The organism is Pusillimonas sp. SM2304 (assembly GCF_031628915.1).
Lineage (GTDB): Bacteria > Pseudomonadota > Gammaproteobacteria > Burkholderiales > Burkholderiaceae_B > Pusillimonas_C.
Map to the genome: position 1 here is coordinate 1,024,406 of NZ_JAVLUJ010000002.1, position 25,890 is coordinate 1,050,295.

The window sequence follows — 25,890 nt, forward strand, 5'->3', positions numbered from 1 at the left end:
ATTAACGACTCTCGATGCATAAAGTACAGCGTTCTGTTCTCGTTCCCCATAGCTGCGCACAAATGTTCGACCTGGTGGCCGACGTGGCCAAGTATCCCGAATTCATGCCCTGGTGCGGCGGCACCACCGTACACAGGCACGATGAGCATGGCATGGAAGCCTCCATTACCATCAGCATTGCGGGGATCAAGCAAACGTTCACGACCCGCAACGAACATAAGTATCCCGAACTGATCACCTTCCATCTTGTCGATGGCCCCTTTTCGACGCTGACCGGCACATGGCAGTTCCAGGCCTTGGCGGAAGACGCCTGCAAAGTCCTCTACACCATGGAATATGCCTTTTCCAGCCGCGCGCTCGAGGCGGTTGTCGGGCCCATATTCAACCGGATTGCCAGCAGCTTCATCGATTCTTTCACGCAGCGCGCGCAAGCCGTCCATGGACACTGAGATTTCCGTCGAGGTCGTGTATGCCCTGGCCGCCTCGGCCTGGCGGGTTTCGCTGCGCCTGCCCGCCGGCAGCACGCTGGGGCAGGCGCTGGACGCCAGCGGCTTTGCCGGGCGCTTCCCGGATTATCCGCAGCATGCGCTGGCCGCCGGCGTGTACGGGCAGGCATGCTCTGTCGACCGCGTTCTGCAGGAAGGCGACCGTGTTGAAATCTACCGGCCCCTGACTTTCGACCCGATGGTGTCGCGGCGGCGGCGCGCTGAGCACCGGAAAGCATTCATGACCAAGCGATTGTCGCGCATATGACAAAAGAAAAGCCCGCAAAGCGCTATGGTTAGGAACCAGAAATAAATAGACGGCGTGGCCGATGAAAGCCATGCCGCAGTTGAAGGAGACCACATCATGGATTTTCGTCTGAGCGACGAACAACAGGCCTTTGCTCAGGCCGCACGCGATTTTGCCCAAGGCGAGCTCGAGCCGAACGCGGCGCGCTGGGATGCTGAAAGCATTTTCCCGCGCGAGGCTTTCGCCCGCGCCGGCGAGCTTGGATTTTGCGCCATCTACGCGCCCGAGACGATAGGCGGACTGGGTTTGCCGCGCCTGGATGCCACGCTGGTTTTCGAGGAAATGGCCGCCTATGATCCTTCCACAACGGCGTTCCTGACCATTCACAACATGGCGACGTGGATGATTGGCTCCTGGGCCAGCCAGGCCGTGCGCGACGCCTGGGGGCCGCAGTTGGCCAGCGGAGAGAAGCTGGCATCGTATTGCCTGACCGAGCCCGGTGCCGGCTCCGATGCCGCATCGCTGGCCACGCGCGCCGAAAAGAAGGGCGCCGCTTATACGCTGAACGGGGCCAAGGCATTCATTTCCGGCGCCGGCGATACCGACCTGCTGGTGGTCATGGCACGCACCGGCGAGGCCGGGGCGCGGGGTATTTCCGCCTTTGCCGTCCCGGCCGACACACCCGGCATCGTCTATGGCCGCAAGGAAGAGAAAATGGGCTGGAACAGCCAGTCCACCCGGCCCATCAGCTTCGAGAACGTGGAAGTGCCTGTTGAAAATCTGCTGGGCAGCGAAGGCGAGGGGTTCAAGTTCGCCATGAAAGGCCTGGACGGGGGCCGCATCAATATTGCCACGTGCTCGGTGGGCGCGGCGCAAGGCGCTTACGAGGCAGCCCGGCGCTACATGAGCGAACGCAAGCAGTTCGGCCAGCCCCTGGCCGATTTTCAGGCCCTGCAATTCAAGCTGGTCGACATGCTGACGCATATCGTGGCATCGCGCCAGATGGTGCGGCTGGCAGCCGCCAAGCTCGACGAACAGGACCCGCAGGCGTCCTCGTATTGCGCCATGGCCAAGCGCCTGGCCACCGACCTGTGCTTCCAGGCCTGCCTTGATGCGCAACAGATCCATGGCGGCTACGGCTACCTGAAAGACTACCCGCTGGAGCGGCTGGTGCGCGACACACGCGTGCATCAGATACTCGAAGGCACAAATGAAATCATGCGCGTGATCGTCGCGCGGCAATTACTCGAAAAAGGAGCTGACATCCGATGACTTCCCCGGTGTTGTTCGACGAACTGAGTACGGCTGACGGCCGCAAGGTGGGTGTTGCCACCTTGAACAGTCCCAAGACCCTTAATGGGCTGTCTCTGGACATGTGCAAATTGCTGGCCGCCCAATTACGGCGGTGGGAAGACGATGCCCAGGTCGCATTCGTTGCGCTTCGAGGGGCAGGCGACAAGGCGTTTTGCGCCGGCGGCGATCTGCACGGCATGTACCGGGGCATGCAAGAGAACGCCAGCGGCCAAGCCTGGGACAACACCTATGCGCGTGAATTCTTCGATGTAGAGTACCGGCTCGATTACCACATACACAGCTATGCCAAGCCCGTGCTGTGCTGGGGCAGCGGCATCGTCATGGGTGGCGGGGTAGGGCTGATGATGGGGGCCAGCCACCGCGTGGCAACCACCACGACGCGATTCGCCATGCCCGAGATTTCCATCGGCCTGTTTCCCGATGTGGGCGGCACATGGATGCTGTCGCGCCTGCCGGGCGGCATCGGCCTGTTCCTGGCGCTGACGGGCGCGCAGCTGGGCGCCAGCGACTGCCGGCTGCTGGGCCTGGCCGACTACACATTGGACGCGCAAGGGTGGGACGCGCTCGCGGCGTCAATCCAGGCGGCCTCGTGGTCGGACGACCGGCACAGCAACGACGTGGCGCTGCGCGCATTGCTGCTCGGACAGCAACGGGATGCGCCGGCCGAGCCGGGCCCTTTGCAAACGCATTATTCGCTGATTCGCCAGTCCTGCGACGGGGCGGACCTGACGGGTATCTGCGCCCATATCGCCGCCTGGGCCGAACATGAAGACCCTTGGCTCAAGCGTGCGGCCAGCACCTTTCTGGCGGGGTCCCCGGGTTCCGCGCGCCTGAGTTTTTCGCTTTTGCGCCGCGTGCGGCTGATGTCGCTGGCGGATGTCTTCCGGCAGGAATATATTGTGTCTTTGCAGTGCGGCGCGCAGGGCGACCTGAAAGAGGGCATACGGGCCTTGTTGATCGACAAAGACAGGCAGCCCCGCTGGAATCCCCCGTCGCTGGACGCGGCCAGCGAGGAATGGGTGCAGCGTTTCTACGCGGCGCCCTGGCCGGCCGACTTGGCGCACCCCCTGGCCGACCTGGGCCGGCCGGCGGCGGGCTGACCCGCCTATCCCTCATCACCTACCTATCACTTATCACGATCAAGAACAGGAGACAACAGAATGAGCCGTATTGCATTTATCGGTCTGGGCCACATGGGCGGCCCCATGGCCATGAATCTGCTCAAGGCGGGAAACGAACTGGTGGTGTTCGACCTGGCGCCGGCCGCGCTCAAGGCTGCGGCCGATGCGGGCGCCTTGACCGCCGCGTCGGCGCAAGAGGCCGTCAAGGGCGTGGATGCGGTGGTGTCCATGCTGCCGGCCAGCAAGCATGTCGAAGGGTTGTACCTGGGCGACGGCGCCTTGCTTGACCATATTGCCCCGGGCACCCTGGTGCTCGAATGCAGTACCATCGCGCCTGAATCCGCCCGGAAAGTGGCCGACGCGGCGCGCGCGAAAGGGGTGCGCATGATCGATGCGCCAGTGTCGGGCGGCACGGGCGGCGCGGTTGCCGGTACGCTGACTTTCATCGTCGGCGGCGAGGCGGGCGATCTGGACGACGCCCGGCCCTACCTGGAAAAAATGGGCAAGAATATTTTCCACGCCGGCGGCGCGGGCGCCGGCCAGGTGGCCAAGATTTGCAACAACATGCTGTTGGGGATACTCATGGCGGGTACGTCCGAGGCGCTTGCGCTGGGCGCGGCCAATGGGCTGGACCCCAAGGTGCTGTCGGACATCATCTCCAAGAGTTCGGGACGGAACTGGGCGACCGAACTGTACAACCCCTGGCCCGGCGTGATGGAGCATGCGCCGGCGTCCAAGGCCTATGCGGGCGGTTTCGGGGTGGACTTGATGCTTAAGGACCTGGGGCTGGCGGCGGAATCCGCCCTGAACGCCCGCGCGTCCGTGCCTCTGGGCGAACTGGCCCGCAACCTGTATTCGCTGCACAGCGCCCAGGGCCATGGCGGGCTGGATTTCTCCAGCATCCTGAATCTGTACAAGAAGTAATCAGGCGGCGCGGCAGGCCTGCCGCGCCATTGTGCTATGGGTTTTGCACGATGGCGTAGGGCAGGGCGCGCATGCTGAGGGCGGGGCCATCGGGGCTGCCCAGGCGAAAATCCGCCGTACCCAGGTCGGCCAATTGGACTTCGGCCAGCGCGTGGATGGGATGCGTGTCTGACGGGCTGGCATCAAGAGGCCTGTCCAGGTCGGCCCTTGCGGCGTTGATGATCCGCCCGCAGGGATTGTCCGGTTGCCGGGCGTCGAACACGTCTGTACCAGCCAAGACGCCGGCGTCCGGGCCTGTTGCCGTGCCATCCTGAATAAGGCCGTAGGCCATGCGGCGCTTGACGGTGCCCCGGTAGTGGCTGCGGGCGACGACTTCCTGGCCGGGGTAGCAGCCCTTGGTGAAACTGACGCCGTCGATCAAATCCAGGTTCAGCGTTTGCGGAATGAAAACGTCTTGCGTGGCGGCCTGCACCCAGGGCAGGCCGGCGGCGATATCGGCCGCCTGCCAGGCGGCCGCCTGCGCACTGCTTGCCGCAGCGGGTTGTTCTTCCAAAGGCGCGTGCGCCACCCGCCACCAGCGGGTGGACGGCGTTCCGGCGCAGGGCGCGGCAATCCAGTCGCCAGTGTCGCCGCGCACGATGGTCCAGGGCGCAGCGTCCGCAGGCAGCTTGGCGGCCTGTTCGGCCAGCGATGGATACGAGCCGTCCATCGCGGGCGCGGCGCTGCCCTTTGCGCCGGGGTCCAGGGTGACGCCCCATATCGAAGGCCGGGTGACGGCGAGGCTGGCTTTCGCCCGGAGCACGAACATGGACAGCCGCTTGGCGACCGTGTCGGCGATATCGGCCTTGATCAGTGCGCGCAGCGCGGGAGCTTCAGCGTCCCTTGCCTGCCAAACCACCATGCTGCCCAGCAAACGGCCTTTGGGTGTGCAGTAGCCGGCCAGGCGAGCCTGGTTGGGGGCAAGGCCTGCAATATCGTGCGTAAGCTGGCCGTGCAGAAAGGCTGCCGCGTCGGCGCCCGTGACATCGATGACCGCCATATCGGCCAGCGGGGAAGCAAAGCAGGGGGAACTCATGAATTTACGGCTCGCAAAATAAGACACAGACAAACGTAGCGATTATGATAATGGGCTTTTGCCAATCGTGCCGCCCGTACGCGTATGCGCGGATGAATTCAATTGCCGGCCCGAAACAGGCTTGGGCTAAACTTTATAGTCAATGAAAAAATTCAAGTCGATGCTTTTGTACTTGCTGCTGGTGATGGCGCTCATCGCCACGGCCATCAGCGCCGCTGCCTGGTATTGGGTCGAGCGGCCCGTGGCCATGGCCGGCGAGCGGGTCGACTATGTGGTCGAACCCGGCAGCCGGCCGCGCAGCATTGCCCAGATCATGAACAAGGCGGGCATACAGGTCGACGAAGACGGTTTCGTGGCGCTGGCCCGGCTGACCGGCCGCGACAAACAGTTGCAGGCGGGGGCTTACGAGGCCGTTCGGGGCGATTCACCGCGCATGCTGCTTGAACGGATGGTCAGCGGCGATATGACCCAAACACGCCTGACGCTGGTCGAGGGCTGGACCTATCAGCGCATACGGCAAGCCTTGCGCGACGATCCCAATGTCGGACAGACGCTGGACGGCGTGCCGGACGAGGCGTTGATGCAGCGCCTGGGCGCCACGGCCGACAGCCCTGAAGGCCTGTTTTATCCGGATACGTATGTGTTCGCGCCCGGTACGTCAGACTTTGACATTCTTCGGCGCGCGCACCACGCCCAGCAAGAATTGCTGGAATCGCTCTGGCGCGAGCGCGATCCGGACCTGCCGCTGAAGTCGCCGTACGAAGCGTTGATCCTGGCCTCCATTGTTGAAAAGGAAACCGGCCACAGCGCCGACCGTACCCGCGTCGCAGGCGTGTTCGTGAACCGTCTGCGCATAGGCATGCCGCTGCAGACCGATCCGACCGTCATCTATGGCATGGGCGACGCCTATCAGGGCAGGATACGCAGGAAAGACCTGACCACCGATACGCCATGGAACACCTATACGCGAGGCGGCTTGCCGCCCACACCCATTGCCAGCGCCGGACGCGCATCCCTGCTGGCGACCCTGCATCCCGAATCGCATAAATTCCTGTACTTCGTATCGCGGGGCGATGGCACCAGCGAGTTTTCCGCCAATCTTGCCGCCCATAACCGCGCCGTGGCCAAATACATTCTGGGGCGGCGCAACTGATGCAGACTGAACGCGGTTGTTTCATTACGCTCGAGGGCCTGGACGGCGCCGGAAAAAGCACCCATGTGCAATGGCTGGTCGATCAGTTGCGGGCACGCGGCATACAGGTGGTTTCCACGCGCGAACCCGGCGGCACGGCCTTGGGCGAGCAGTTGCGGCTCACCGTCCTGAGCCAGGCCATGCACCTGAAAACCGAAACCCTGCTGATGTTCGCGGCCCGGTGCGAGCATGTGGAAACCGTGATCAAACCGGCGCTGGCTGAAGGTAAATGGGTGGTGTGCGACCGATTTACCGATGCCAGCTATGCTTATCAAGGCGGTGGCCGCGAGCTGGGGTCGCATCCCATCGAAGTGCTTGAGCAGTGGGTTCATCCCGACCTGCAGCCGGATCGGACCTGGCTGTTCGATGTGCCGCTGGACATAGCGCGCGAGCGTCTGTCGCGCACGCGCGAGCTGGACCGTTTCGAGCGCGAGGGCGCGGCCTTTTTCGAGCGCACGCGACAGGCCTATCACGAGCGGGCCCGCCAGGACCCGCAACGTCTGCACATCGTCGATTCGACCCTGCCCATCGACACCATACGGGCAGAGCTGCTCGATCAGGTGGACGCGCTGGTGCGCGACACGGGCCGCATCCCGGCAGGGCCCCGGCCATGAGCGATTTTTTGCCATTCCTGCCCTGGCAGCAGGCGCTGGCGTCGCGCTGGCTGGGCCAGCGCGAGCGTTTTGCGCACGCCTGGCTGATCCACGGCCTGCCCGGCATCGGCAAACGCCAGTTTGCGCTGGCCGCGGCGGGCAGCCTGCTGTGCGAGTCGCCGGTCGACGGACTGGCTTGCGGGCACTGCGCCGCCTGTCTGTGGATCAAGAGCGGCAGCCATCCGGACTTGCGCCGCATCCGGCCTGAAGCGCTTGCGCAGGAAGAGGGCGCGGCGCAAGGCGCCGACGATGACGGCGAACAGACGGGCTCGGGCGCCAAGAAAACGCCTTCGAAAGAGATCAAGGTCGAGCAACTGCGCTCTTTGCATACGTGGTTCAATACGGCCACCCACCGCGGTGGGTGGCGCGTGGCCGTGCTGTACCCGGCGCGCGCCATGAACCTGATCACCGCCAATGCCTTGCTGAAGGTACTGGAAGAACCGCCGGCGCACACCATTTTCTTGCTGGTCGCCGATGCACCGGACAGGCTTTTGCCCACGCTCGTATCGCGTTGCCGCCGCTTGCCTTTGCCGGTGCCCGGCAAAGCGGAGAGCCTTGAATGGCTGGCGGCCGAAGGCGTGCGGGACGCCGGCCAATGGCTGGCGGTTTCCGGCGGCGCGCCGCTCTTGGCCCGGCAACTGGCCCAGTCGGGCCAGGATCCGTGCCCCGAGTGGCTGGCCCGGCTTCTGGCCGGCCTGGCCGCTGTGCAGCCGCCCGATATCGGCCCCCTGGCGGACCAGCTTGAAAAACAAGCGCCTGAAGTATGGATAGATGCCTTGCAGCGCTTGTTCCTGGACTTGCTGCTGGCCGCGTCGGGCGCGCCGCTGCGGTATTTCCCCGCACTGGAAAAACCGATAGGCGCCGTAGCAAGCCAGGCTTTGCCCGGAAACCTGGCCGACACGGCCCAATGGCTGGCGCAGCAAAGAGCGGTGGCGGGCCACCCCTTGAACGCCAAGCTTTTCGTGCATAGCGCCTTGCAGCGCGCCGTGCTGGCGTGCGCGCGCGCCCGTTAGTCGCGCGCGCCGCGAAATCGCTACACTAATAGTCTGCGCCGCAGCCTGGAGCTGCATTCATTCAGATACTTCCTCTTGAAAGAACCCTTATGTTTGTCGATTCACACTGCCATCTGGATTTTCCCGAGCTGGCCGAAAACCTGCCTGATATCCTGGGCCGCATGGCCCAAAACCAGGTTACCCACGCCTTGGTGGTCAGCGTCAATATGCCCGATTGGCCCAAACTGATGGATCTGGTGGCCCCGCATCCCCACCTGTATGCGTCGGTGGGGGTGCATCCCGATTACGAAGACACGCCGGAGCCCACCGTACAGCAACTGGCCGAACTGGCGCAATCGCCCAAGGTGGTGGCCATCGGAGAAACCGGGCTGGATTATTTTCGCCTGTCGGAACCGCTTGAGTGGCAGCGTGAGCGCTTTCGGACGCACATCCGGGCCAGCCGGGAAAGCGGCCTGCCTTTGATCATCCATACCCGGGCGGCCAGCGCCGACACGCTGCGCATCATGAAAGAAGAGGGCGCGGATAAAATCGGCGGCGTCATGCACTGTTTCACGGAGTCATGGGACGTGGCGCAGGCGGCTATGGACCTGAATTTCTATATTTCGCTATCCGGCATCGTCACCTTCAAGAAGGCCCAGGATTTGCAGGAACTGGCCAGAAAGCTGCCCCTGGATCGCCTGCTGATCGAAACCGATTCGCCTTATCTGGCGCCTGTGCCGCACCGGGGCAAAACGAACGACCCCTCCAAGGTCATGCATGTGGCCGAAAAAATCGCAGAGCTGAAGGGCTGCCCGTTGGCTGATGTGGCTGCGCATTCAACAAATAACTTCTTTAGCCTTTTCAATAAGATAAAAAGATAATATAAAGTGATTTATTTAAAGTAAATTATTTAAATTTATTTATTTAAAGTGATTTATTAGATAAGAGTTCGAGTTAGTGAAAATCTAATTCATAATTTAAATATCTCCTTTAACTTATTGATATAAATAAGATTAGGATTGGAATCGCATGACGCATTACATACATATCCTGTCGCATGGCAGCGCCGCCTGGGCATCCTGGGCTCGCCGGATGCTATACGCGATGGCGGGCCTGCTGATTTGCTGCACGGCGCAAGCCGCCAATCCAGCCAGTTGGTGGGTCGACATCGCCAACAATCGGGTCGGCAAGGTCCAGGAAGCCCTGGCAGGCGGGGCCGACCCCAACGAGGTCAGCCCGGCCGGGCAGCCGGCCATCATGCAGGCCATACGCGATGGGGCCTGGGATGTCTATGATGTGCTGGCGGCCCACCCGAAAACCGTCGTGAACGCCATCAATACCAACCGGGAAACCCCTTTGCTGTATCTGGCGGTCGCCGGCCAGACGCAGCGCGCCCAGGATTTGATCCGCCGCGGGGCGCTGGTCAACCGTCTTGGATGGACGCCGCTGCAATACGCGGCCTCCAAAGGCCATCTGGAGACCGTCAAGATGCTGCTTGCCAACAAGGCGGTGGTCAACGCGCCCGGGCCGGATGGCATTACGGCGCTGATGATGGCTGCCTACGGCGGCAATCAAGCCGTGGTACAGCTTTTGCTGGATTCGGGCGCCGACGTCACCATGCAGACTACGCAGCAATACGATGCAGCCCGCTGGGCGCGATTGAAGAACCACAATGCGCTGGCCGACAAGCTCGATGTGTTGTCCGCCAAGGTCCAAGCCCAGCGATCGGCGATGCGCCAGGCGCAGGGCGCCCAATCGCCCTCCCAAACGCTATCAGCTCCGGCGGCCCGCGATGCAGGCAAGCCGGGCGTCCCCAATACGATTGATGCGGGTACGGATACGCCGGCGGCCGACGCCCAGAAAGCGCCGTCCCAGCCTTCGTCATCGCGCTACTTCGATCTGGACCGTTTCAACGAGGAACCGAATCCATAACGTTCCAGCGCACCCCGCTGGCCCGTATCGGCAGCCTCGCCAGGCAGTTTGCCTGAAGGGGCCGCCGGTCAGGCGGCGGGCATGAACTCGGGCCTTAATATGCCTTGCAGGGCGGGATACGGAATCACCAACTCGGGCTGGCCGGACGAGTAGGGGGCCAATTGGTAAGAATCGTACTTGACGACCAGACCCTGATCGGTAAAGCCGAAATTTTCGCTGACCTGGAAGGGCCATAGGCGGTTGAAGGTGGCCGGATCGTTCTGCGCGTCTGGGTGGGACGCCACCCAGGTGGCATGCGCCTGCTTCAGCGCCGCCACATAGCCGTCATACTGGCCCGCTTGCAGCACGCGTTCCAGGCTCAGGACTTTGCTTGTGCTGTTGTCCCAGTTCAGGAACTGGGTGGCGGATATGCCGTGGGCCGATCCGGTCAGGTACTGCCACGTATTCAATTCAATCACCGTTAGGCTGCGATTACGATAGCGTGTCTTGGCCGTCATCACGGTGGCATCGCGCGGCGCGGCTGTTTTCCAGAAATAGTCTTCGTATTCAGCCACCGTGGCGTAGGGCGGCGCATCGCTGTCGCTGATGCCTGTCATCATGGCCAGGGCATGGTCGACCAGCTCGGTCAGGATGGGCACGCCGGGAAAAACCAAGGAATCCAGTTCCAGCGTGGGGCAGTCGCCGCGGCAATCCGGCTTGGCATGCTTCCATTTCACGGTCTGGGTGAACAGGCCGTCTTTGCTGGTTTGATCGGCGGTTTGCACCGGGATGCGCGAAATATTGCTTGAAGGGCCGCTTGCGCAAGCCGTGAGCACGCCCAGGGCCATGCAGGCCAGGGTCCATCGCAGCGCTGATCGAGAATGCATGCCTGCCCTCATTTGATGGTGCTGGCGTCTTGGCCAAACAGCAGTTTGCGGGAAGCCTCGTCGTTGACGGATGGCTGGGTGTTGATCTGTTCGGCCTTTTCGTAGGCGCGACGTGTGGCGGGCCGGGCCGCGATCGCGTCGAACCAGCGTTTCAGATGCGGGAAATCGTTCAGGTTCTGATCCTGGCGCTCGTGGGGCACGATCCAGGGGTAGCAGGCCATGTCGGCGATGGAGTAATCGTGCGCGATGAATTCGCGATCGGCCAGTTGTTTGTTCAGCACGCCGTACAGGCGGCCGGTTTCACGCACGTAGCGGTCGATCGCGTAGGGAATCTTTTCCTGGGCATACGTATTGAAATGGTGATTCTGCCCGGCCATGGGACCCAGTCCGCCCATTTGCCAGAACAGCCACTGCAGCACGTCGCTGCGGCCGCGCAGCGTGCTGGGCATGAACTGGCCGGTCTTTTCGGCCAGATACAGCAAAATGGCGCCCGATTCGAACAGGGACAGGGGTTCGCCGCCGTCGGCCGGCGCGCGATCGACCATGGCGGGAATCCGGTTGTTGGGCGAGACTTTCAGGAAATCGGGCTGAAACTGGTCGCCCTTGCCGATATTGATGGGGACAATGGTGTAAGGCAGCCCAGTTTCTTCCAGGAAGAGGGTGATCTTGTGTCCGTTGGGCGTTGTCCAGTAATACAGGTCTATCATACGGTTCCTTATAAGGTCACAGTTCGGTGGCGTTTGATTGCAGCGCGCGTTCAATGTCGCGCCGCAAGGCCTCGGGCTTGGTCGTGGAGCCGTAACGCTCTTGTACCTGGCCGTCCCGGCCCAGCAGGAATTTGGTGAAATTCCATTTGATGCTTTGGCTGCCCAGCACGCCTGATTTTTCGGTTTTCAGCCAGGCATAGAGCGGATGGGATTGCGGTCCGTTGACGTCGATCTTTTCGAACAGAGGAAAGCTGATGCCATACTGACGGGTGCAGAACTCGCCGATCTGGGCTGCGTCCCCCGGCTCTTGGTGGCCAAACTGGTTGCACGGAAAGCCCAGCACCACGAAGCCGCGATCCTGATAGTCTTTGTACAGTGCTTCCAGGCCTTGATATTGCGGGGTGAAGCCGCACTCCGATGCGACGTTCACAATAAGCAGGACCTTGCCGGCGTAGCGGGACAGGGCGACGGTTTCGCCCTGAAGCGTGACGGCTGAGAAATCGTAAACCGACGTCATGTTCACCCTGCGCTGTCGTGAATGATGGTCATTGCACTTTACCATTTAACGCCCATTGCTTGACGGCGGCCATGGTGTTGGGAACGTGCTCGTCGGGATCGCTGCTGCTGAACGCGTAGTAGATCTTGTGATCGGGCGTAATCACGTAGGAGACCCGGCTGGCCATATTGGGTATGAATGCCATTTTAGCGTCGTAGGCCTTGATGACTTGGGCATCCGGATCCGCCGCCACGGCAAATTTACTGCGGCAGGCGCTGACGGAAAACTCCTTCAGCTTTTCCAGATTGTCAGCCGATACGCCCAGCACCGTGGCGCCATACGATTTGTATTCGTCGCTGGCCTCGGCAAAATTGTAGGCTTCGATGGTGCAGCCCTTGGTGAAGGCGGCAGGATAAAAGTACAGGACGACCGGGCCCTGCTTCAGGGCCTGCGCCAATGAAAATTCGAAAGCGTTGCCCGCCAGGCTGGCTTCCAGTGTGAAGTCGGGCGCGGCGGCGCCGGGCTTGAGCTGGGCCAATGCGGTGGCGGGCATCAGGCAGGCAAGCGTCAATACAGTCAGCAGGCGTTGGGCGGGGCGGGTTGTCATCATGACTCCTTGGGACGAAGGGCGGCGCGGCGCGCGGACCGGCGATCAAACTCGGCTAATATGTCGTGTTTATGACAATGCGGCGGCCGGGCTTGGGGCGGCGGCTGGATTCAGTATTCATCATAAGCCCTGGCCCGCTGTTCTGGATACCGAAGTGTGACGTATGACGCCTGAAATATTTGGACTCGTGGTCTGTGCCGCAGCGTTGCATGCGGCATGGAATCTCATCTCCAAAAAGGCGGCCGCCGCGGCCGGGCACTTTGTGTTTTCCTACCGGCTGATCTCGGCCGTGCTGTATGCGCCCTGGGTGATCTATATTCTGTGGGCCGACGGCATGAGCTGGAGCGTGCCGGTTGTCGTCTTCATCGCCTTGTCCAGCATACTGCACCTGGGCTACAGCCTTTGCCTGCAGTGGGGCTATCACGCGGCGGACCTGTCTGTGGTGTACCCCATGGCGCGCGGGACCGGCCCCTTGCTGTCCAGCCTGGCCGCCTTCATCTGGCTGGGCGAACAGCCGTCCACCTTCGGTGTCCTGGGCATACTCAGCGTGGTCGTGGGGATATTGCTGATCGCCTCCGATGGCAAGCTGCGCCGCTTTGCCTCGCCGCAGGCCTGGGCCGGTGTGCGCTGGGGGCTGTTCATTGGCCTGTTCATTGCCGCCTATACGGTGACCGATGCATACAGCGTGAAAGTATTGCTGGTTGCCCCCGTGATCCTGGATTGGCTGTCGGCGCTGGGCAATGCCTTGATCATGGCGCCGCGCGCCTGGCTGCGGCGAACCAGCATGATGCAGCAAATGCGCGGCAAGTGGGGGTATGCGCTGGCGGTGGGCGCCTTGTCGCCCATGGCCTACATTCTTGTCCTGTATGCCCTGCAACGGGGCGGGCAGGTCAGCCTGGTGGCGCCGCTGCGGGAAATGTCGCTCATGATGGCGACGCTGGCCGGTTTTTTCATCTTGAAAGAGCGCGCCTCGGCAGCGCGTTTGCTGGGCTGCGCCGTGATTGTGGCGGGCGTGGTGCTGCTGGCCCGGTAATGCCGCCCGCCGCTGCGGGTCCTTAGGCGGGCTGAACCGGGAATATATGCAGTTGCCGGGGCCGGGCGACCAGAGTGTCGCGCGGCTTGAGCTGCAACTGCGAAAAACGTTCAGCCGAAATGACCGCTTCGATCACCTCATCGGTGTCGCTGCGCTTGAGCTCCAACTGGGCCAGCGGGCCTATGGCATGGACGCGCTCGAGCCGCACCACAATACCTTGCGCATCCGGCGTGTAGTGCTCGATGTCGATGTCGTGCGGGCGCACATAGGCCGTGCCCTGGGCGTTGCCGGCCTGGCCGGCCAGCCCGGGCGCATCCAGGCGGATATCGCCGGTTTCCAGCGCACCGTCGCGCAGGCGCCCGTGAAACAGATTGACGTGCCCCAGGAATCCGTACACAAAGGGCGTGGCGGGCTGGTTGTACACGGCCGCGGGCGCGCCGACTTGCTCGACCTTGCCGTGATTCATGACCACGATTTCGTCGGCCACTTCCAGGGCCTCTTCCTGATCGTGCGTCACAAAAATACTGGTGACGTTCAGCTCGTCGTGCAGGCGCCGCAGCCAGCGCCGCAGTTCCTTGCGCACCTTGGCATCCAGCGCGCCGAAGGGCTCATCCAGCAGCAGCACGCGCGGCTCCACGGCCAAAGCCCGGGCCAGGGCGATGCGCTGGCGCTGCCCGCCCGACAAGGCCGATGGCTTGCGGTCGGCAATCCAGTCGAGCTGCACCAGCTCCAGCAAGCGGGTAACGCGTTCTTTAATGGCGCTGTCGGAAGGGCGCTCTCTGCGCGGCTTGACCCGCAGGCCGAAAGCAATGTTCTCGAAGACGCTCATGTGCTTGAACAGGGCGTAATGCTGGAACACGAAACCCACCTGGCGTTCCCGCACATGGCGGGCGACCGCATTTTCATTGTCCAGCAGGATTTCGCCCGCATCGGGGTGTTCCAGGCCGGCGATGATGCGCAGCAGCGTGGTCTTGCCGCAGCCCGACGGGCCCAGCAAGGCGGTCAGTTTTCCATCGGGAAACTTCAGCGACACATCGTTCAATGCGGTGAAGCTGCCAAACTGCTTGTAGATATTGCGTACTTCTATGCTCATGTTCAGGGCTCCCCGGCATCCATTTCAGACGCCGTGCTGTGTGTGCGCCACGCCACCCATGACTTCAGAGCCAGCGTGACCAGGGCAAGCATCGCCAGCAGCGATGCCACGGCAAAGGCCGCGGAAAAGTTGTATTCGTTGTAAAGGATTTCCACATGCAGTGGAATGGTGTTGGTCATGCCCCGTATATGCCCCGATACCACCGACACGGCGCCGAACTCGCCCATGGCCCGCGCATTGCACAGGATGACCCCATACAGCAGTCCCCATTTGATGTTCGGCAGGGTGACCTGCCAGAAAGTCCGCCAGCCCGACGCGCCCAGGACCAGCGCGGCTTCTTCCTCTTCGCTGCCCTGCGACTGCATCAGGGGTATCAGCTCGCGGGCGACGAAGGGGAAGGTCACGAAAATAGTGGCCAGCACAATGCCGGGCACCGCAAACAGGATCTTGATGTCATGCTGGTACAGCCATTCGCCCATCCAGCCGTGCGCGCCGAAAAGCAGCACGTAGATCAGGCCGGAGATAATCGGCGATACTGAAAAAGGGATGTCGATCAGCGTGATCAGCAAGTTCTTGCCCCGGAAGTCGAACTTGGCAATACACCAGGCCGCGGACACGCCAAACACCAGGTTGAGCGGTACGGAAATGGCGGCGGCCAGCAGGGTCAGCTTGATGGCCGACACGGCATCGGGCTCGATGATGGCGGCCACGTAGGCATCCCAGCCTTTGCGCAGGGCCTCGGCAAAAACGGCAAACAGCGGCACGAACAGAAACAGGCCCAGAAACAGCAAGGCCACGGCAATCAGCGTATGCCGGACCCAGGCGGGCTCTTGCGTGGCGGATGGCGTTTTCTGCCGCTGCGTCGCGCCGCCATGCAGCGGCAGGCGCGGGGAAGCAGGGTCCGCGCTGGCGGCCCGAGCCGGCAAAGTCAGGTCGGATGCGCTCAAGTCAGCTCCTTTTTGCTTCAGTGTTGCGGCGTGTCCAGGCTTGCAGCAGATTGATCGCCAGCAGGAGGACAAACGAAATCAGCAGCATGACGACGGCAATCGCCGTGGCGCCGGCATAGTCGTATTGCTCCAGCTTGGTCACGATGAGCAGAGGGGCGATTTCGGAAATCATGGGCATATTGCCGGCAATGAAGATCACCGAGCCGTATTCGCCCGTGGCCCGGGCGAACGCCATCGCAAAACCCGTGAGCAGGGCGGGAAAAACAGAAGGGAAGATCACCCGGGCCAAGGTCTGCAGCCGGCTGGCCCCCAGGCTGGCGGCGGCTTCTTCGAGTTCGCGCTCGGCCTCTTCCAGCACAGGCTGCACCGTTCGGACCACAAAGGGCAGGCCGATGAAGGTCAGCGCCACGACAATGCCGATGGGCGTGAAGGCCACCTTGATGCCCATCGGCTCCAGCAACTGTCCTATCCAGCCATTCGGCGCATACAGCGCGGTCAATGCAATACCCGCCACGGCGGTGGGCAGGGCGAAAGGCAGGTCCACCAGCGCGTCGATGAATTTCTTTCCGAAGAATCGATAGCGCACCAGCACCCAGGCCACGATGGTGCCGAAAACCAGGTTGATCGCGGCGGCCAGCAATGACGCGCCGAAACTCAATTTATAAGATGCCACGACGCGCGGCGAAGAAATCGTCTCCCAGAAGCCGCTCCAGCTCAGGGTGAAGGTTTTAAGAAATACCGCCGACAGGGGAATCAGCACAATCAGGCTCAGGTAGAGCAGGGTGAAGCCCAATGTCAGATTGAACCCAGGTATTACCCTGAAGGGCGCCGCGCGGAACGGGCTGGCCAGGCTGGACATAAAACGTTCTCTTTCTTATGACACGATGGTGCGCCGCCCAAGGGCGGCGCGGTGATCGCGCGGGCAGATGCCGCGCTGTCTGCTACTTGCCCGCAGGCTGATAAATCTGATCGAAGATGCCGCCGTCGCCGAAGTGGTATTTCTGGGCAGTGGCCCAGCCGCCGGCCACTTCGTCAATCGTGAACAGCTTGATGGCGGGGTACTGGTCGGCGTACTTGGTCGCGATTTTTTCCGAGGTCGGGCGATAGTAGTGCTTGCCGGCAATAGCCTGGCCCTCGTCGGTGTACAGGTATTCCAGATACGCCTGGGCAACCTCGCGCGTCCCTTTCTTGTCGACCGTCTTGTCGACGATCGCCACGGGCGGCTCGGCCAGGATGCTGACCGAAGGGGCGACGATCTCTACCTTGTCCGGGCCCAGTTCCTTGATGGCGAGCAGGGCCTCGTTTTCCCAGGCCAGCAAGACGTCCCCTATGCCGCGCTCGACAAAGGTGGTGGTTGATCCGCGCGCGCCGGAATCCAGCACGGGCACTTGCCGGAACAGGTCGCCCACGAATTTCTTGGCGCTTTCCTCGCTGCCGCCGGGCAGCCCCAGCGCATAACCCCATGCGGCCAGGTAGTTCCAGCGCGCACCGCCCGATGTCTTGGGATTGGGCGTGATGATCTGCACGCCGGGCTGGACCAGGTCGCCCCAGTCTTTGATCTGCTTGGGATTGCCCTTGCGGACCAGGAAGACAATGGTCGAGGTATAAGGCGAACTGTTCAATGCGAACTGCTTCTGCCAATCCGCCTTGAGCGCGCCGCGCTCGGCAATGGCATCGATGTCCGAGGCCAGGGCAAGGGTCACGACATCGGCATCCAGGCCATCGATGACGGAACGCGCCTGCTTGCCCGACCCGCCATGCGATTGCCGGATGGTAACCGTATCGCCGGTTTTTTCTTTCCAGTTCCGGGCAAACGCCTGGTTGAATTCCTGGTACAGCTCGCGGGTGGGATCGTACGAGACATTCAGCAATGAAACGTCTGCGGCGTACGCCGCGGGGGTCGCAAGCAGGCTTGCAACGATGACTGACTTGATGAGCGAAGATAAAGACATACTTGCTTCCTGTTGTTGACGGCCATATTTGACTCAGGCTCTAGACTACGGAAGCAGTCTTGAAAACAGAACGAATACTTTTTTCCATATTTATAAGCTGGGCGCATAATGTGCCGCGGCTATATGCTTAAGAGCCTGGCCGCGACAGCGCGGCAGATATGGGCGGGTGTTCCGGAATCGGGTAAGCTTGGTTTTTTTTCTTCGTCACAGGACCGACCGATGAGCCTTTATGCCCAGTTGCAGGAACGCGCCGCCCAGAACAAACCCATACGGGTGGGCCTGATCGGCGCCGGCAAGTTCGGCGCCATGTATCTGGCGCAAATTCCGCGCACGCCGGGCGTGCATCTGGTGGGCATCGCCGATCTGTCTCCCGAGGCGGCCAGGGTCAATCTGGCCCGGGTAGGCTGGACGCCCGAGCAAAGCGGGGCGGCGTCGGCCGCCGAGGCCTTGCGCACGGGCGCCACCTGGATCACTGAAGACTGGAAGGCGCTGGTGCGCTTGCCCGATATCGATGTCATCGTCGAATGCACCGGCAATCCCATCGCGGCCGTGGAGCATTGCCTGGAAGCCTTCGACCAGGGCAAGCATGTGGTCAACGTGACGGTAGAGGCCGATGCATTTTGCGGCCCGCTGCTGGGCCGCAAGGCGGCCCAGGCCGGCGTGGTGTATTCGCTGGCGTTCGGCGATCAGCCCGCCTTGATCTGCGACCTGGTCGACTGGGCGCGCACCTGCGGCTTCCCGGTGGTTGCGGCCGGGCGGGGGCATAAATGGCTGCCCCATTTTTCCGAATCCACGCCCGATACCGTCTGGGGCAATTATGGGCTGACCCCCGAGCAGGCGGCACGCGGCGGCCTGAATCCGAAAATGTTCAACAGTTTCCTGGACGGCTCCAAGCCATCCATTGAAAGCGCCGCGGTGGCCAACGCCACGGGGCTGCGCGTGCCGTCGAATGGCTTGCTGTATCCCCCGGCCAGCATCGAAGACATCCCTTTTGTGACCCGGCCCGTCAGCGAGGGCGGTGTGCTGGAAGGCAAAGGCATGGTCGAGGTCGTCTCGTCGCTGGAAGCCGATGGCCGGCGCATTCCCTACGAGATACGCATGGGCGTCTGGGTGACGGTCGAAGCGGAAACCGACTACATCAAGAATTGTTTCGAGGAATACAACGCCCACACCGACCCCAGCGGCCGCTACTTTACCTTGTACAAGCGCTGGCACCTGATCGGCCTGGAAGTCGGCATGTCGGTGGCGTCCATCGCCTTGCGCGGCGAAGCGACCGGCGTGGCCACCTGCTGGCAGGCCGATGTGGTCGCCACCGCGAAACGCGATCTGCAGGTGGGCGAAATGCTGGACGGAGAGGGCGGCTATACCGTATGGGGCAAGCTGCTGCCGGCGGAAAAATCGGTCCAGGCGGGCGGGCTGCCCCTGGGCCTGGCGCACGGAGTCAAGCTTGTGCGCCCGGTGGCCAAGGGGCAATCCTTAAGCTGGGCCGATGTCGCCATCGACACCAGCACCCCCGCCTATCGGGTGCGGCGCGAGATGGAAGACGCGTTCGCGCGCCGGCCTTAGCAAGGCATCAGTCCCAATAGCCTCGCTTGTCATAGTATGCATGCAACTGGGTCTCGTAGCCGCGATCCAGCGGCTCGTCTTCATCGTATTCGGGGCTGTTCTTGATCTGTTCCTGCGTCAGCCTGGCCTGCACCGTCGAGTCGGTCCAGTCTATGCGTTCGATCCACTGCGTGGCCAGCAGCACTTTTTTGCCGCCCGGCCACCAGTTGCGGGTATCGACCAGCAAATAGCGTATTGCCCACGACTCGTCGTCGCAGATGAAGTCTTCGACATGGCCGATTTCCTCATCGGTGCCGACGATGTGGTAGCCGGCCACATCCTTGCTGCTGCGCAGGTGCACGTCTTCGGGCCGGTCGGCCGCGCGCTCGGCCACGGCATCGGGCCGTTCGTCCACCTTGGGAACGCCCACCGCATCCGGTAGCACGGGATAGCCGCCGGCGCCCCACAGGTAGGGGCCGGTCCAATAGTTGCCAAAGCCGTAATAGCTGGAAAATTCCCCTTCCAACTGGCGCGAGACAGGCTGATGCGTGTCGATGTCGGGGCTGTTCTTGACCTGTTCGCGTGTGAGCGACACATGGATGAGTTCTTCAAGATCGTCAACGCCGGTAATCGAGTAAGGCGAGATCAGCACCGTTCGCTGCGACAGCCAGGTGCCGGTTTCGACCACCAGATAGCGCACACCCCATTGCTCGTCATCGAAGTAGACTTCCTTGACGCTGCCCAGCTCATCGTCGGTGGCTTTGATGGCGTATCCTTTAAGACTGCTGACTTTGCGTAACATTGGCATTCTCCTTGCGGTGGGTGTGTTGTTGTCCCAGCAAGCCGCATGCCCGCGCACGGGTTTACGGTTGCCACGGCATCCTGTACAGTGGGTCGCTGACCTTGAAGGCGCAGCCATGGCCGGCGCAGGCAGGCGATGCCGGTACCGTTCAGGCTCGATCTGGACATGGAATGACTGGGGGTAATGGATGGATATCGACGCATTGATGCTGGCGCGGATTCAATTTGGGTTCACGATATCGTTCCACATTATTTTCCCCGCCATCACCATTGGCCTGGCCAGTTACCTGGCTGTGCTGGAAGGCTGCTGGCTCAAGACGGGCCGGCCGGTCTACAAGCAGCTTTATCATTTCTGGATCAAGATATTTGCCGTCAATTTCGGCATGGGGGTGGTATCGGGCCTGGTCATGGCCTACCAGTTCGGCACCAACTGGAGCTATTTTTCTGATTTCGCCGGCAGTGTGACCGGCCCCTTGCTGGCCTACGAGGTCCTGACGGCTTTCTTCCTGGAGGCTGGCTTTCTGGGCGTGATGCTTTTCGGATGGCATCGCGTGGGTCCCGGGCTGCACTTTTTCTCGACCATCATGGTCGCCCTGGGCACGCTGGTTTCAGCCACCTGGATACTGGCGTCCAACAGCTGGATGCAGACGCCGGCAGGCTATGAAATCATCAACAACCAGGTTGTGCCGACCGACTGGCTGGCTGTGATTTTCAATCCTTCCTTCCCGTATCGTCTGGCGCACATGGGCATCGCGGCCTTCCTGGCCACGGCGCTGATGGTGGGGGCCTCGGCCGGCTGGCATCTGCTCAGGCGCAACGACACGCCGGCCATCCGAAAAATGCTGTCGATGGCCATGTGGATGCTGCTGATCGTGGCGCCCATACAGGCCGTTGTGGGCGATTTCCACGGGCTCAATACGCTCAAGCACCAACCGGCCAAGATTGCGGCCATCGAAGGGCATTGGGAAAACAAGCCGGGCCAGGGCGTGCCGCTGACCTTGTTCGGATGGCCCGACATGGAAGCCGAGAAAAATCACTTTGCGCTCGAAATCCCCCGCCTGGGCAGCCTGATCCTGACGCATAGCTGGGACGGCCAGTTTGCGGGGCTGAAGGAATTCGCCAAAGAGGATCGCCCCAATGCCACGGTGGTGTTCTGGTCTTTCAGGGTCATGGTCGGGCTCGGTCTGTTGATGATAGGACTGGCCTTGTGGGCGGCCTGGGCCCGGTGGAAAGGGCGGTTGTATGATTCACGCCCATTATGGCGATGTGCGCTGTATATGGGCCCCAGCGGCCTGGTGGCGATACTGGCGGGGTGGTACACCACCGAGATCGGGCGCCAGCCCTGGGTCGTCTATGGCGTCATGCGCACGGCCGATGCGGTCAGCCCCCATGGGGCCATCGAGCTTGGCGTCACGCTGGCCCTTTTTGTGGTGATCTACTTTCTGGTGTTCGGCGCCGGTACGGTCTACATCCTCAGGCTCATACGCAAGGGGCCCGACGAGCACGACGGCGAACAGCCCGATACCGGAGGCCCGGGCGAGTCGCGCACCCCGGCGCGGCCGCTTTCCGCGGCACCCGATTCCGACGCGCCGGACACTCACGCAGGATAAAGGATGAACGATATGGGCATTGATCTGGCGCTGATATGGGCAATCATCATTCTGTTCGGCATCCTGATGTATGTCGTCATGGACGGCTTCGATCTGGGCATAGGCATCCTGTTTCCGCTGGTGCCCGATAAAGAAGACCGGGACGTGATGATGAACACGGTGGCGCCGGTCTGGGACGGGAATGAAACCTGGCTGGTCCTGGGCGGCGCCGGTTTGCTGGCTGCCTTCCCCCTGGCGTACTCCGTGATTCTCAGCGCCTTCATGCTGCCGCTGGTTTTCATGTTGCTCGGTTTGATTTTCAGGGGGGTGGCGTTCGAATTCCGGTTCAAGGCACACGACCACCGCCGCCATTGGTGGGACAAGGCCTTTATATTGGGCTCGATCACGGCCACTTTTTTCCAGGGCGTGACGCTGGGCGCCTATATGCACGGCATTCCCGTGGTGAATCGCAGCTATGCGGGCGGGGCGCTGGACTGGATCTCGCCATTTTCCATTTTCACCGGACTGGGGCTGCTGGCCGCCTATGCCTTGCTCGGATGCACCTGGCTGATCTTCAAGACCGAGGGCGCCCTGCATGACCGCATGCTGCAACTGGCCAGGCCGCTGACCCTGGTACTGCTGGGCGTGATTGCGATCATCAGTATCTGGACACCCTTGACGCACGCCGCCATTGCCGAGCGCTGGTTCAGCCTGCCCAATCTGTTCTGGTTCGCGCCGGTGCCCCTGCTGGTGGCGCTGGCGGCGTATTATCTGCTGCGGTCCCTGCAGCGCACGCCTCATGCGGGGCCCTTTCTGCTGACGCTGGCCCTGATTTTCCTGGGGTATAGCGGCCTGGGCATCAGTATCTGGCCGTATATCATCCCGCCCGACATCTCCATATGGGACGCCTCGGGGCCGGCGCAAAGCCAGGGCTTCGCCCTGGTGGGCGCTTTGTTCATCGTGCCTTTCATCCTGATGTATACCGCCTGGTCCTACTATGTATTCCGGGGCAAGGTCGTGGCCGGCGAGGGCTACCATTGATGAACGGCGCGCCGCGCAAAGGCCGCTGGCTCAGGCGCGTGGGCTGGCTGCTCGGCATCTGGGCCGCCAGCATCGCCGCGCTGGCCCTGGTCGCCTACCTATTGCGGCTGATCATGAATGCCGTCGGCATGACGGCCTGAGGCTTGACCTTGCCATGGTGGGAAGGTTTACAGTGACCCATAGATGACAAGATCGTCTCGCCATCACGATATCCTTATCTCGACAGGTCCTCTTTCATGACATCCCATTCCGCACAACCCCTTGCCAGCGCAGCCAGCCATCCTTCGCAGGACGATGTGTTCGATCTGACCGTCGCGGGCATGAGCTGCGCCTCTTGCGTAGGGCGCGTAGAGCGCGCCCTGGCCGCTGTGCCCGGGGTCAGCCAGGCCAGCGTCAATCTGGCCACCGAGCGGGCGCAGGTACGGGCGGCGCCCGGCACACTCCAGCAAAGCCTGGTCGATGCCATACACAAGGCCGGCTATGAAGCCGAGCCGGTGAAGGGCGGCGACCGCCAAGCCGCCGACGAACTCGCCGCGCGCAACGAGGCCCATATGGCCCAGCTTGGGCGCGATCTCCTGCTCGCCCTGGTGCTGACCCTGCCGGTCTTTGCCATGGAGATGGGGGCCCACCTGATCCCGGCTGTTCACCATTTTCTGGATGCCTCGATAGGCCGGCAGGCCAACTGGATCATCCAGTTCGTGCTTACAGGCCTGGTCCTGGCGCTTCCCGGCCGGCGGTTTTTTACCGTAGGCCTGCCCGCCTTGTGGCGCCGCGCGCCCGACATGAACGCACTGGTGGCCATGGGCGCGGGCGCCGCGTATGGGTATTCGATGGTCGCCACCTTTTTACCCGGCTGGCTGCCCCAGGGAACGATCAACGTCTATTACGAGGCCGCGGCGGTCATCGTCACGCTGATTCTTCTGGGCCGCTACCTGGAAGCCAAAGCCAAAGGCCGCAGTTCCCAGGCCATCAGGCGGCTGATCGAGCTGCAGCCCCAAACCGCCCGTGTGCTGCGCAACGGGCTTGTACAAGAGGTGGCCATTGCCGATGTCCGTGTCGGCGACGAGCTGGCGCTGCGCCCCGGCGAACGGGTCCCCGTCGACGGCGAGGTTGTGCAGGGCCACAGCTTTATCGATGAATCCATGCTCAGCGGCGAACCGGTGCCGGTGGAAAAAAGCAAGGGCTCGGCCCTGACCGCGGGGACCGTCAACCAGACCGGCGCCCTCACGCTGCGTGCCGGCAAAGTGGGCGACGACACGGTGCTGGCGCAGATCATACGGATGGTCGAGCAGGCGCAGGCGTCCAAGCTGCCCATCCAGGCCCTGGTCGATCGCATTACGCTGTGGTTTGTGCCCGCTGTCATGCTGGCGGCGGCCTTGACCTTCGCCGTCTGGCTGGCGCTGGGGCCCGCTCCGGCGCTGACGTTCGCGCTGGTCAATGCGGTGGCCGTTCTGATCATTGCCTGCCCCTGCGCCATGGGCCTGGCAACGCCCACCTCCATCATGGTCGGAACGGGCAGGGCAGCGCAAATGGGCGTGTTGTTCCGCAAGGGCGAGGCGCTGCAATCGCTGCGCGATGCCCAGGTGGTGGCCGTCGATAAAACGGGGACTTTGACCAAAGGCCGGCCCGAACTGACCGACTTGCTGCTGGCGCCCGGCTATGCGCGCGCCGACGTGTTGTCGATGATCGCCGCGGTAGAGGACAAGTCCGAGCATCCCATCGCGCGCGCCATTGTCGACGCGGCACGGGCGGAAGGCCTGGCGCTTTCGTCCGTGCAAGCGTTCGAGTCCGTCACAGGCTATGGCGTGCGGGCAACCGTGTCGGGCCGGCAGGTCGATATCGGCGCCGACCGCTATATGGTCAAGCTCGGGCTCGAGGCAGGCCTGTTTGCGGATCAGGCCGCCCGCCTGGCCGACGAGGGGAAAACACCTTTGTACGCCGCCCTGGACGGCAGGCTGGCCGCCATGATCGCCGTGGCCGACCCCATCAAGGACACGACGGCGCCGGCCATTGCGGCGCTGCACAGCCTGGGCCTGAAGGTCGCCATGATTACCGGCGACAATCGCCGTACCGGCCAGGCCATCGCCCGCAAGCTCGGCATCGACGAGGTCATTGCCGAGGTGCTGCCGGACGGTAAAGTCGATGCCGTGAAACGGCTCAAGCAGGAGCACGGCTTGCTGGCCTTCGTGGGCGATGGCATCAATGATGCCCCCGCGCTGGCGGCCGCCGATGTGGGCGTGGCGATCGGCACGGGCGCTGACATCGCCATCGAGGCCGCCGATGTGGTGCTGATGTCGGGCGACATGGGCGGCGTGCCCAGGGCGATCGCCCTGTCCAAGGCCACCATGTCGAACATCCGCCAGAACCTGTTCTGGGCCTTTGCCTACAACACGGCGCTGATACCGGTGGCGGCGGGGGTGCTGTATCCGTTCAACGGCACCTTGCTGTCCCCCATATTCGCCGCGGGCGCCATGGCGCTGTCCAGCGTATTCGTGCTGGCCAACGCCCTGCGCTTACGGCGCTTCGACCCGCAAGGGTGAGTAGCCGGCTTCGCGTATGGCGGATTCGATCAGGCCGGCATCGGCATCGCCGCCGATGCGGATGCGCTGCGTATCCAGGCTGATATCCAGCTCCGCGCCCGGGGCGGCGGCGTTCACTGCCTGGGTGATGGCGCTGACACAATGACCGCAAGTCATGTCCTTGATTTCAAATTCCAGCATGGTGGGTTCCTTGTTCAGAAAATAAATGCTTGCTGCGAGGGCGCAAGGGAAAAACGAAACTATAAGCCTTACCGCCGTGGTAAGGTCAAACAGGTCGAACCATGCGTTTGGACCGGGAGACTCACATGAATATTGGACAGGCGTCAAAAGCATCGGGCGTGACCGCCAAGATGATCCGGTATTACGAAAGCATAGACTTGATCGGCCCGGCACGCCGCAATGATGCGGGCTACCGTCAATACGACGACAAAGACGTCCAGACCTTGCGTTTCGTGAAACGGTCGCGCGATCTGGGTTTCTCGCTTGAGCGCATCAAGATGCTGTCGGGGCTGTGGCAGGACGGCACGCGAAAAAGCGCCGACGTCAAAAGACTGGCGCTTCAGCATATTGCGGAATTGGACCAGGACATTGCCAAGCTGCAGTCCATACGCGACGAGCTTGAGCACCTGGCCGACGGCTGCCACGGCGACAACCGGCCGGAATGCCCGATTCTGGCTGATCTGGCCGCATCGCCGCCGACGCGCTCAAGGCGGCGATGAGCCAAGGCCGGCGCTGGCG

General features: G+C 62.4%; 27 protein-coding genes and 1 pseudogene. 17 read left to right on the forward strand and 11 right to left on the reverse strand.

Annotated elements, in window-relative coordinates:
• Window positions 1-14: 14 nt before the first annotated feature.
• The 5 genes from RE432_RS13850 (at window position 15) to mmsB (ending at window position 4,091) form a co-directional block, all read left to right on the forward strand.
• Window positions 15-449: a type II toxin-antitoxin system RatA family toxin gene (locus RE432_RS13850; protein ID WP_310933994.1), complete on the forward strand. Its 435-nt coding sequence runs from the start codon at window positions 15-17 to the stop codon at window positions 447-449.
• On the forward strand, window positions 439-753 hold the full coding sequence (locus tag RE432_RS13855) for an RnfH family protein (RefSeq protein WP_310933996.1): 315 nt from the start codon (window positions 439-441) through the stop codon (window positions 751-753). Before RE432_RS13850 ends, RE432_RS13855 begins: the two co-directional genes overlap by 11 nt.
• Before the next feature lie 96 nt (window positions 754-849).
• Window positions 850-2,004, forward strand: a complete 1,155-nt coding sequence (locus RE432_RS13860) for an acyl-CoA dehydrogenase family protein (RefSeq protein ID WP_310933998.1) — start codon at window positions 850-852, stop codon at window positions 2,002-2,004.
• Window positions 2,001-3,146 carry an enoyl-CoA hydratase/isomerase family protein gene (locus RE432_RS13865; RefSeq protein ID WP_310933999.1) on the forward strand — a complete coding sequence of 382 codons (1,146 nt, stop codon included), beginning with the start codon at window positions 2,001-2,003 and terminating at the stop codon, window positions 3,144-3,146. Before RE432_RS13860 ends, RE432_RS13865 begins: the two co-directional genes overlap by 4 nt.
• A gap of 60 nt (window positions 3,147-3,206) precedes the next feature.
• On the forward strand, window positions 3,207-4,091 hold the full coding sequence (mmsB, locus tag RE432_RS13870) for a 3-hydroxyisobutyrate dehydrogenase (protein WP_310934000.1): 885 nt from the start codon (window positions 3,207-3,209) through the stop codon (window positions 4,089-4,091).
• 34 nt (window positions 4,092-4,125) lie between these two features.
• On the opposite strand, the gene RE432_RS13875 is transcribed toward mmsB, so the two are convergent.
• Window positions 4,126-5,166: a folate-binding protein gene (locus tag RE432_RS13875; RefSeq protein ID WP_310934002.1), complete on the reverse strand. Its 1,041-nt coding sequence runs from the start codon at window positions 5,164-5,166 to the stop codon at window positions 4,126-4,128.
• Window positions 5,167-5,308: 142 nt separating this feature from the next.
• Here RE432_RS13875 and mltG point away from each other — a divergent pair, with 142 nt between their 5' ends.
• From mltG to RE432_RS13900, 5 genes are all read left to right on the forward strand, one after another.
• The gene (gene mltG / locus RE432_RS13880; RefSeq protein WP_310934003.1) at window positions 5,309-6,319 is read left to right on the forward strand and encodes an endolytic transglycosylase MltG; all 1,011 of its coding nucleotides are present in this window, start codon (window positions 5,309-5,311) and stop codon (window positions 6,317-6,319) included.
• The gene (tmk, locus tag RE432_RS13885; protein WP_310934004.1) at window positions 6,319-6,972 is read left to right on the forward strand and encodes a dTMP kinase; all 654 of its coding nucleotides are present in this window, start codon (window positions 6,319-6,321) and stop codon (window positions 6,970-6,972) included. Before mltG ends, tmk begins: the two co-directional genes overlap by 1 nt.
• Window positions 6,969-8,024 (forward strand): DNA polymerase III subunit delta', encoded by a 1,056-nt coding sequence (holB, locus tag RE432_RS13890; RefSeq protein WP_310934005.1) that lies wholly within the window; start codon window positions 6,969-6,971, stop codon window positions 8,022-8,024. The genes tmk and holB overlap by 4 nt, the downstream gene beginning before the upstream one ends.
• An 89-nt stretch (window positions 8,025-8,113) precedes the next feature.
• On the forward strand, window positions 8,114-8,884 hold the full coding sequence (locus tag RE432_RS13895) for a TatD family hydrolase (protein ID WP_310934006.1): 771 nt from the start codon (window positions 8,114-8,116) through the stop codon (window positions 8,882-8,884).
• Between the two features lie 148 nt (window positions 8,885-9,032).
• Window positions 9,033-9,935 (forward strand): ankyrin repeat domain-containing protein, encoded by a 903-nt coding sequence (locus RE432_RS13900; protein ID WP_310934008.1) that lies wholly within the window; start codon window positions 9,033-9,035, stop codon window positions 9,933-9,935.
• 68 nt (window positions 9,936-10,003) lie between these two features.
• Here the strand turns inward: RE432_RS13900 and RE432_RS13905 are convergent, their stop codons facing one another.
• From RE432_RS13905 to RE432_RS13920, 4 genes are read right to left on the reverse strand one after another with little or no spacing between them, the layout of a single operon-like run.
• A complete protein-coding gene (locus RE432_RS13905) occupies window positions 10,004-10,801 on the reverse strand; it encodes an RsiV family protein (protein WP_310934009.1) in 798 nt (265 codons plus the stop codon).
• An 8-nt stretch (window positions 10,802-10,809) separates the two neighbouring features.
• Window positions 10,810-11,508 carry a glutathione S-transferase N-terminal domain-containing protein gene (locus RE432_RS13910; RefSeq protein WP_310934010.1) on the reverse strand — a complete coding sequence of 233 codons (699 nt, stop codon included), beginning with the start codon at window positions 11,506-11,508 and terminating at the stop codon, window positions 10,810-10,812.
• Between the two features lie 16 nt (window positions 11,509-11,524).
• Window positions 11,525-12,025: a glutathione peroxidase gene (locus RE432_RS13915; protein WP_310934011.1), complete on the reverse strand. Its 501-nt coding sequence runs from the start codon at window positions 12,023-12,025 to the stop codon at window positions 11,525-11,527.
• A gap of 28 nt (window positions 12,026-12,053) precedes the next feature.
• Window positions 12,054-12,557: a peroxiredoxin gene (locus tag RE432_RS13920; protein WP_310934236.1), complete on the reverse strand. Its 504-nt coding sequence runs from the start codon at window positions 12,555-12,557 to the stop codon at window positions 12,054-12,056.
• 217 nt (window positions 12,558-12,774) lie between these two features.
• On the opposite strand from RE432_RS13920, the gene RE432_RS13925 reads away from it, so the two are divergent.
• A complete protein-coding gene (locus RE432_RS13925; RefSeq protein ID WP_310934012.1) occupies window positions 12,775-13,644 on the forward strand; it encodes a DMT family transporter in 870 nt (289 codons plus the stop codon).
• A gap of 22 nt (window positions 13,645-13,666) precedes the next feature.
• Here RE432_RS13925 and RE432_RS13930 read toward each other — a convergent pair whose 3' ends face one another.
• From RE432_RS13930 to RE432_RS13945, 4 genes are all read right to left on the reverse strand, one after another.
• Window positions 13,667-14,737, reverse strand: a complete 1,071-nt coding sequence (locus tag RE432_RS13930) for a sulfate ABC transporter ATP-binding protein (RefSeq protein WP_310934014.1) — start codon at window positions 14,735-14,737, stop codon at window positions 13,667-13,669.
• Window positions 14,738-14,739: 2 nt separating this feature from the next.
• Complete coding sequence (cysW, locus tag RE432_RS13935) at window positions 14,740-15,621, reverse strand: sulfate ABC transporter permease subunit CysW (RefSeq protein ID WP_409079878.1); 882 nt, start codon at window positions 15,619-15,621, stop codon at window positions 14,740-14,742.
• A gap of 64 nt (window positions 15,622-15,685) precedes the next feature.
• On the reverse strand, window positions 15,686-16,543 hold the full coding sequence (gene cysT / locus RE432_RS13940; RefSeq protein WP_310934015.1) for a sulfate ABC transporter permease subunit CysT: 858 nt from the start codon (window positions 16,541-16,543) through the stop codon (window positions 15,686-15,688).
• 82 nt (window positions 16,544-16,625) lie between these two features.
• On the reverse strand, window positions 16,626-17,636 hold the full coding sequence (locus RE432_RS13945; protein ID WP_310934016.1) for a sulfate ABC transporter substrate-binding protein: 1,011 nt from the start codon (window positions 17,634-17,636) through the stop codon (window positions 16,626-16,628).
• Between the two features lie 219 nt (window positions 17,637-17,855).
• On the opposite strand from RE432_RS13945, the gene RE432_RS13950 reads away from it, so the two are divergent.
• A complete protein-coding gene (locus tag RE432_RS13950) occupies window positions 17,856-19,202 on the forward strand; it encodes a Gfo/Idh/MocA family oxidoreductase (RefSeq protein WP_310934017.1) in 1,347 nt (448 codons plus the stop codon).
• Between the two features lie 7 nt (window positions 19,203-19,209).
• Here RE432_RS13950 and RE432_RS13955 read toward each other — a convergent pair whose 3' ends face one another.
• Window positions 19,210-19,983: a PRC-barrel domain-containing protein gene (locus RE432_RS13955; RefSeq protein WP_310934018.1), complete on the reverse strand. Its 774-nt coding sequence runs from the start codon at window positions 19,981-19,983 to the stop codon at window positions 19,210-19,212.
• Between the two features lie 187 nt (window positions 19,984-20,170).
• Here RE432_RS13955 and RE432_RS13960 point away from each other — a divergent pair, with 187 nt between their 5' ends.
• From RE432_RS13960 to RE432_RS13975, 4 genes and pseudogenes are all read left to right on the forward strand, one after another.
• Entirely contained in the window at window positions 20,171-21,592 is a 1,422-nt protein-coding gene (locus tag RE432_RS13960) for a cytochrome ubiquinol oxidase subunit I (RefSeq protein WP_310934019.1), read from the forward strand.
• Between the two features lie 12 nt (window positions 21,593-21,604).
• Complete coding sequence (gene cydB / locus RE432_RS13965) at window positions 21,605-22,612, forward strand: cytochrome d ubiquinol oxidase subunit II (RefSeq protein WP_310934239.1); 1,008 nt, start codon at window positions 21,605-21,607, stop codon at window positions 22,610-22,612.
• On the forward strand, window positions 22,612-22,752 hold the full coding sequence (locus RE432_RS13970) for a DUF2474 family protein (protein WP_310934020.1): 141 nt from the start codon (window positions 22,612-22,614) through the stop codon (window positions 22,750-22,752). The genes cydB and RE432_RS13970 overlap by 1 nt, the downstream gene beginning before the upstream one ends.
• A 162-nt stretch (window positions 22,753-22,914) precedes the next feature.
• Window positions 22,915-25,152: pseudogene (locus RE432_RS13975) on the forward strand (heavy metal translocating P-type ATPase); the annotation flags it as partial.
• Here RE432_RS13975 and RE432_RS13980 read toward each other — a convergent pair.
• Entirely contained in the window at window positions 25,126-25,332 is a 207-nt protein-coding gene (locus RE432_RS13980; RefSeq protein WP_310934022.1) for a heavy-metal-associated domain-containing protein, read from the reverse strand. The pseudogene RE432_RS13975 and the gene RE432_RS13980 sit on opposite strands and share 27 nt — an antisense overlap.
• Before the next feature lie 125 nt (window positions 25,333-25,457).
• On the opposite strand from RE432_RS13980, the gene cueR reads away from it, so the two are divergent.
• A complete protein-coding gene (gene cueR / locus RE432_RS13985; protein ID WP_310934023.1) occupies window positions 25,458-25,871 on the forward strand; it encodes a Cu(I)-responsive transcriptional regulator in 414 nt (137 codons plus the stop codon).
• Window positions 25,872-25,890 lie beyond the last annotated feature (19 nt).

Excerpts from the sequence above, each read along its gene's own strand:
- RE432_RS13980 (WP_310934022.1), bottom strand. The coding sequence starts at position 25,332 with ATGCTGGAATTTGAAATCAAGGACATGACTTGCGGTCATTGTGTCAGC.
- holB (WP_310934005.1), top strand. The coding sequence starts at position 6,969 with ATGAGCGATTTTTTGCCATTCCTGCCCTGGCAGCAGGCGCTGGCGTCG.
- RE432_RS13925 (WP_310934012.1), top strand. The coding sequence starts at position 12,775 with ATGACGCCTGAAATATTTGGACTCGTGGTCTGTGCCGCAGCGTTGCAT.
- cydB (WP_310934239.1), top strand. The coding sequence starts at position 21,605 with ATGGGCATTGATCTGGCGCTGATATGGGCAATCATCATTCTGTTCGGC.
- RE432_RS13920 (WP_310934236.1), bottom strand. The coding sequence starts at position 12,557 with ATGCCCGCCACCGCATTGGCCCAGCTCAAGCCCGGCGCCGCCGCGCCC.
- RE432_RS13950 (WP_310934017.1), top strand. The coding sequence starts at position 17,856 with ATGAGCCTTTATGCCCAGTTGCAGGAACGCGCCGCCCAGAACAAACCC.
- cysT (WP_310934015.1), bottom strand. The coding sequence starts at position 16,543 with ATGTCCAGCCTGGCCAGCCCGTTCCGCGCGGCGCCCTTCAGGGTAATA.
- RE432_RS13895 (WP_310934006.1), top strand. The coding sequence starts at position 8,114 with ATGTTTGTCGATTCACACTGCCATCTGGATTTTCCCGAGCTGGCCGAA.
- RE432_RS13955 (WP_310934018.1), bottom strand. The coding sequence starts at position 19,983 with ATGTTACGCAAAGTCAGCAGTCTTAAAGGATACGCCATCAAAGCCACC.
- mltG (WP_310934003.1), top strand. The coding sequence starts at position 5,309 with ATGAAAAAATTCAAGTCGATGCTTTTGTACTTGCTGCTGGTGATGGCG.
- tmk (WP_310934004.1), top strand. The coding sequence starts at position 6,319 with ATGCAGACTGAACGCGGTTGTTTCATTACGCTCGAGGGCCTGGACGGC.
- RE432_RS13930 (WP_310934014.1), bottom strand. The coding sequence starts at position 14,737 with ATGAGCATAGAAGTACGCAATATCTACAAGCAGTTTGGCAGCTTCACC.
- RE432_RS13860 (WP_310933998.1), top strand. The coding sequence starts at position 850 with ATGGATTTTCGTCTGAGCGACGAACAACAGGCCTTTGCTCAGGCCGCA.
- RE432_RS13970 (WP_310934020.1), top strand. The coding sequence starts at position 22,612 with ATGAACGGCGCGCCGCGCAAAGGCCGCTGGCTCAGGCGCGTGGGCTGG.
- cueR (WP_310934023.1), top strand. The coding sequence starts at position 25,458 with ATGAATATTGGACAGGCGTCAAAAGCATCGGGCGTGACCGCCAAGATG.
- RE432_RS13960 (WP_310934019.1), top strand. The coding sequence starts at position 20,171 with ATGGATATCGACGCATTGATGCTGGCGCGGATTCAATTTGGGTTCACG.
- RE432_RS13875 (WP_310934002.1), bottom strand. The coding sequence starts at position 5,166 with ATGAGTTCCCCCTGCTTTGCTTCCCCGCTGGCCGATATGGCGGTCATC.
- RE432_RS13905 (WP_310934009.1), bottom strand. The coding sequence starts at position 10,801 with ATGCATTCTCGATCAGCGCTGCGATGGACCCTGGCCTGCATGGCCCTG.
- RE432_RS13865 (WP_310933999.1), top strand. The coding sequence starts at position 2,001 with ATGACTTCCCCGGTGTTGTTCGACGAACTGAGTACGGCTGACGGCCGC.
- RE432_RS13900 (WP_310934008.1), top strand. The coding sequence starts at position 9,033 with ATGACGCATTACATACATATCCTGTCGCATGGCAGCGCCGCCTGGGCA.
- RE432_RS13910 (WP_310934010.1), bottom strand. The coding sequence starts at position 11,508 with ATGATAGACCTGTATTACTGGACAACGCCCAACGGACACAAGATCACC.
- RE432_RS13945 (WP_310934016.1), bottom strand. The coding sequence starts at position 17,636 with ATGTCTTTATCTTCGCTCATCAAGTCAGTCATCGTTGCAAGCCTGCTT.
- RE432_RS13850 (WP_310933994.1), top strand. The coding sequence starts at position 15 with ATGCATAAAGTACAGCGTTCTGTTCTCGTTCCCCATAGCTGCGCACAA.
- mmsB (WP_310934000.1), top strand. The coding sequence starts at position 3,207 with ATGAGCCGTATTGCATTTATCGGTCTGGGCCACATGGGCGGCCCCATG.
- RE432_RS13855 (WP_310933996.1), top strand. The coding sequence starts at position 439 with ATGGACACTGAGATTTCCGTCGAGGTCGTGTATGCCCTGGCCGCCTCG.
- RE432_RS13915 (WP_310934011.1), bottom strand. The coding sequence starts at position 12,025 with ATGACGTCGGTTTACGATTTCTCAGCCGTCACGCTTCAGGGCGAAACC.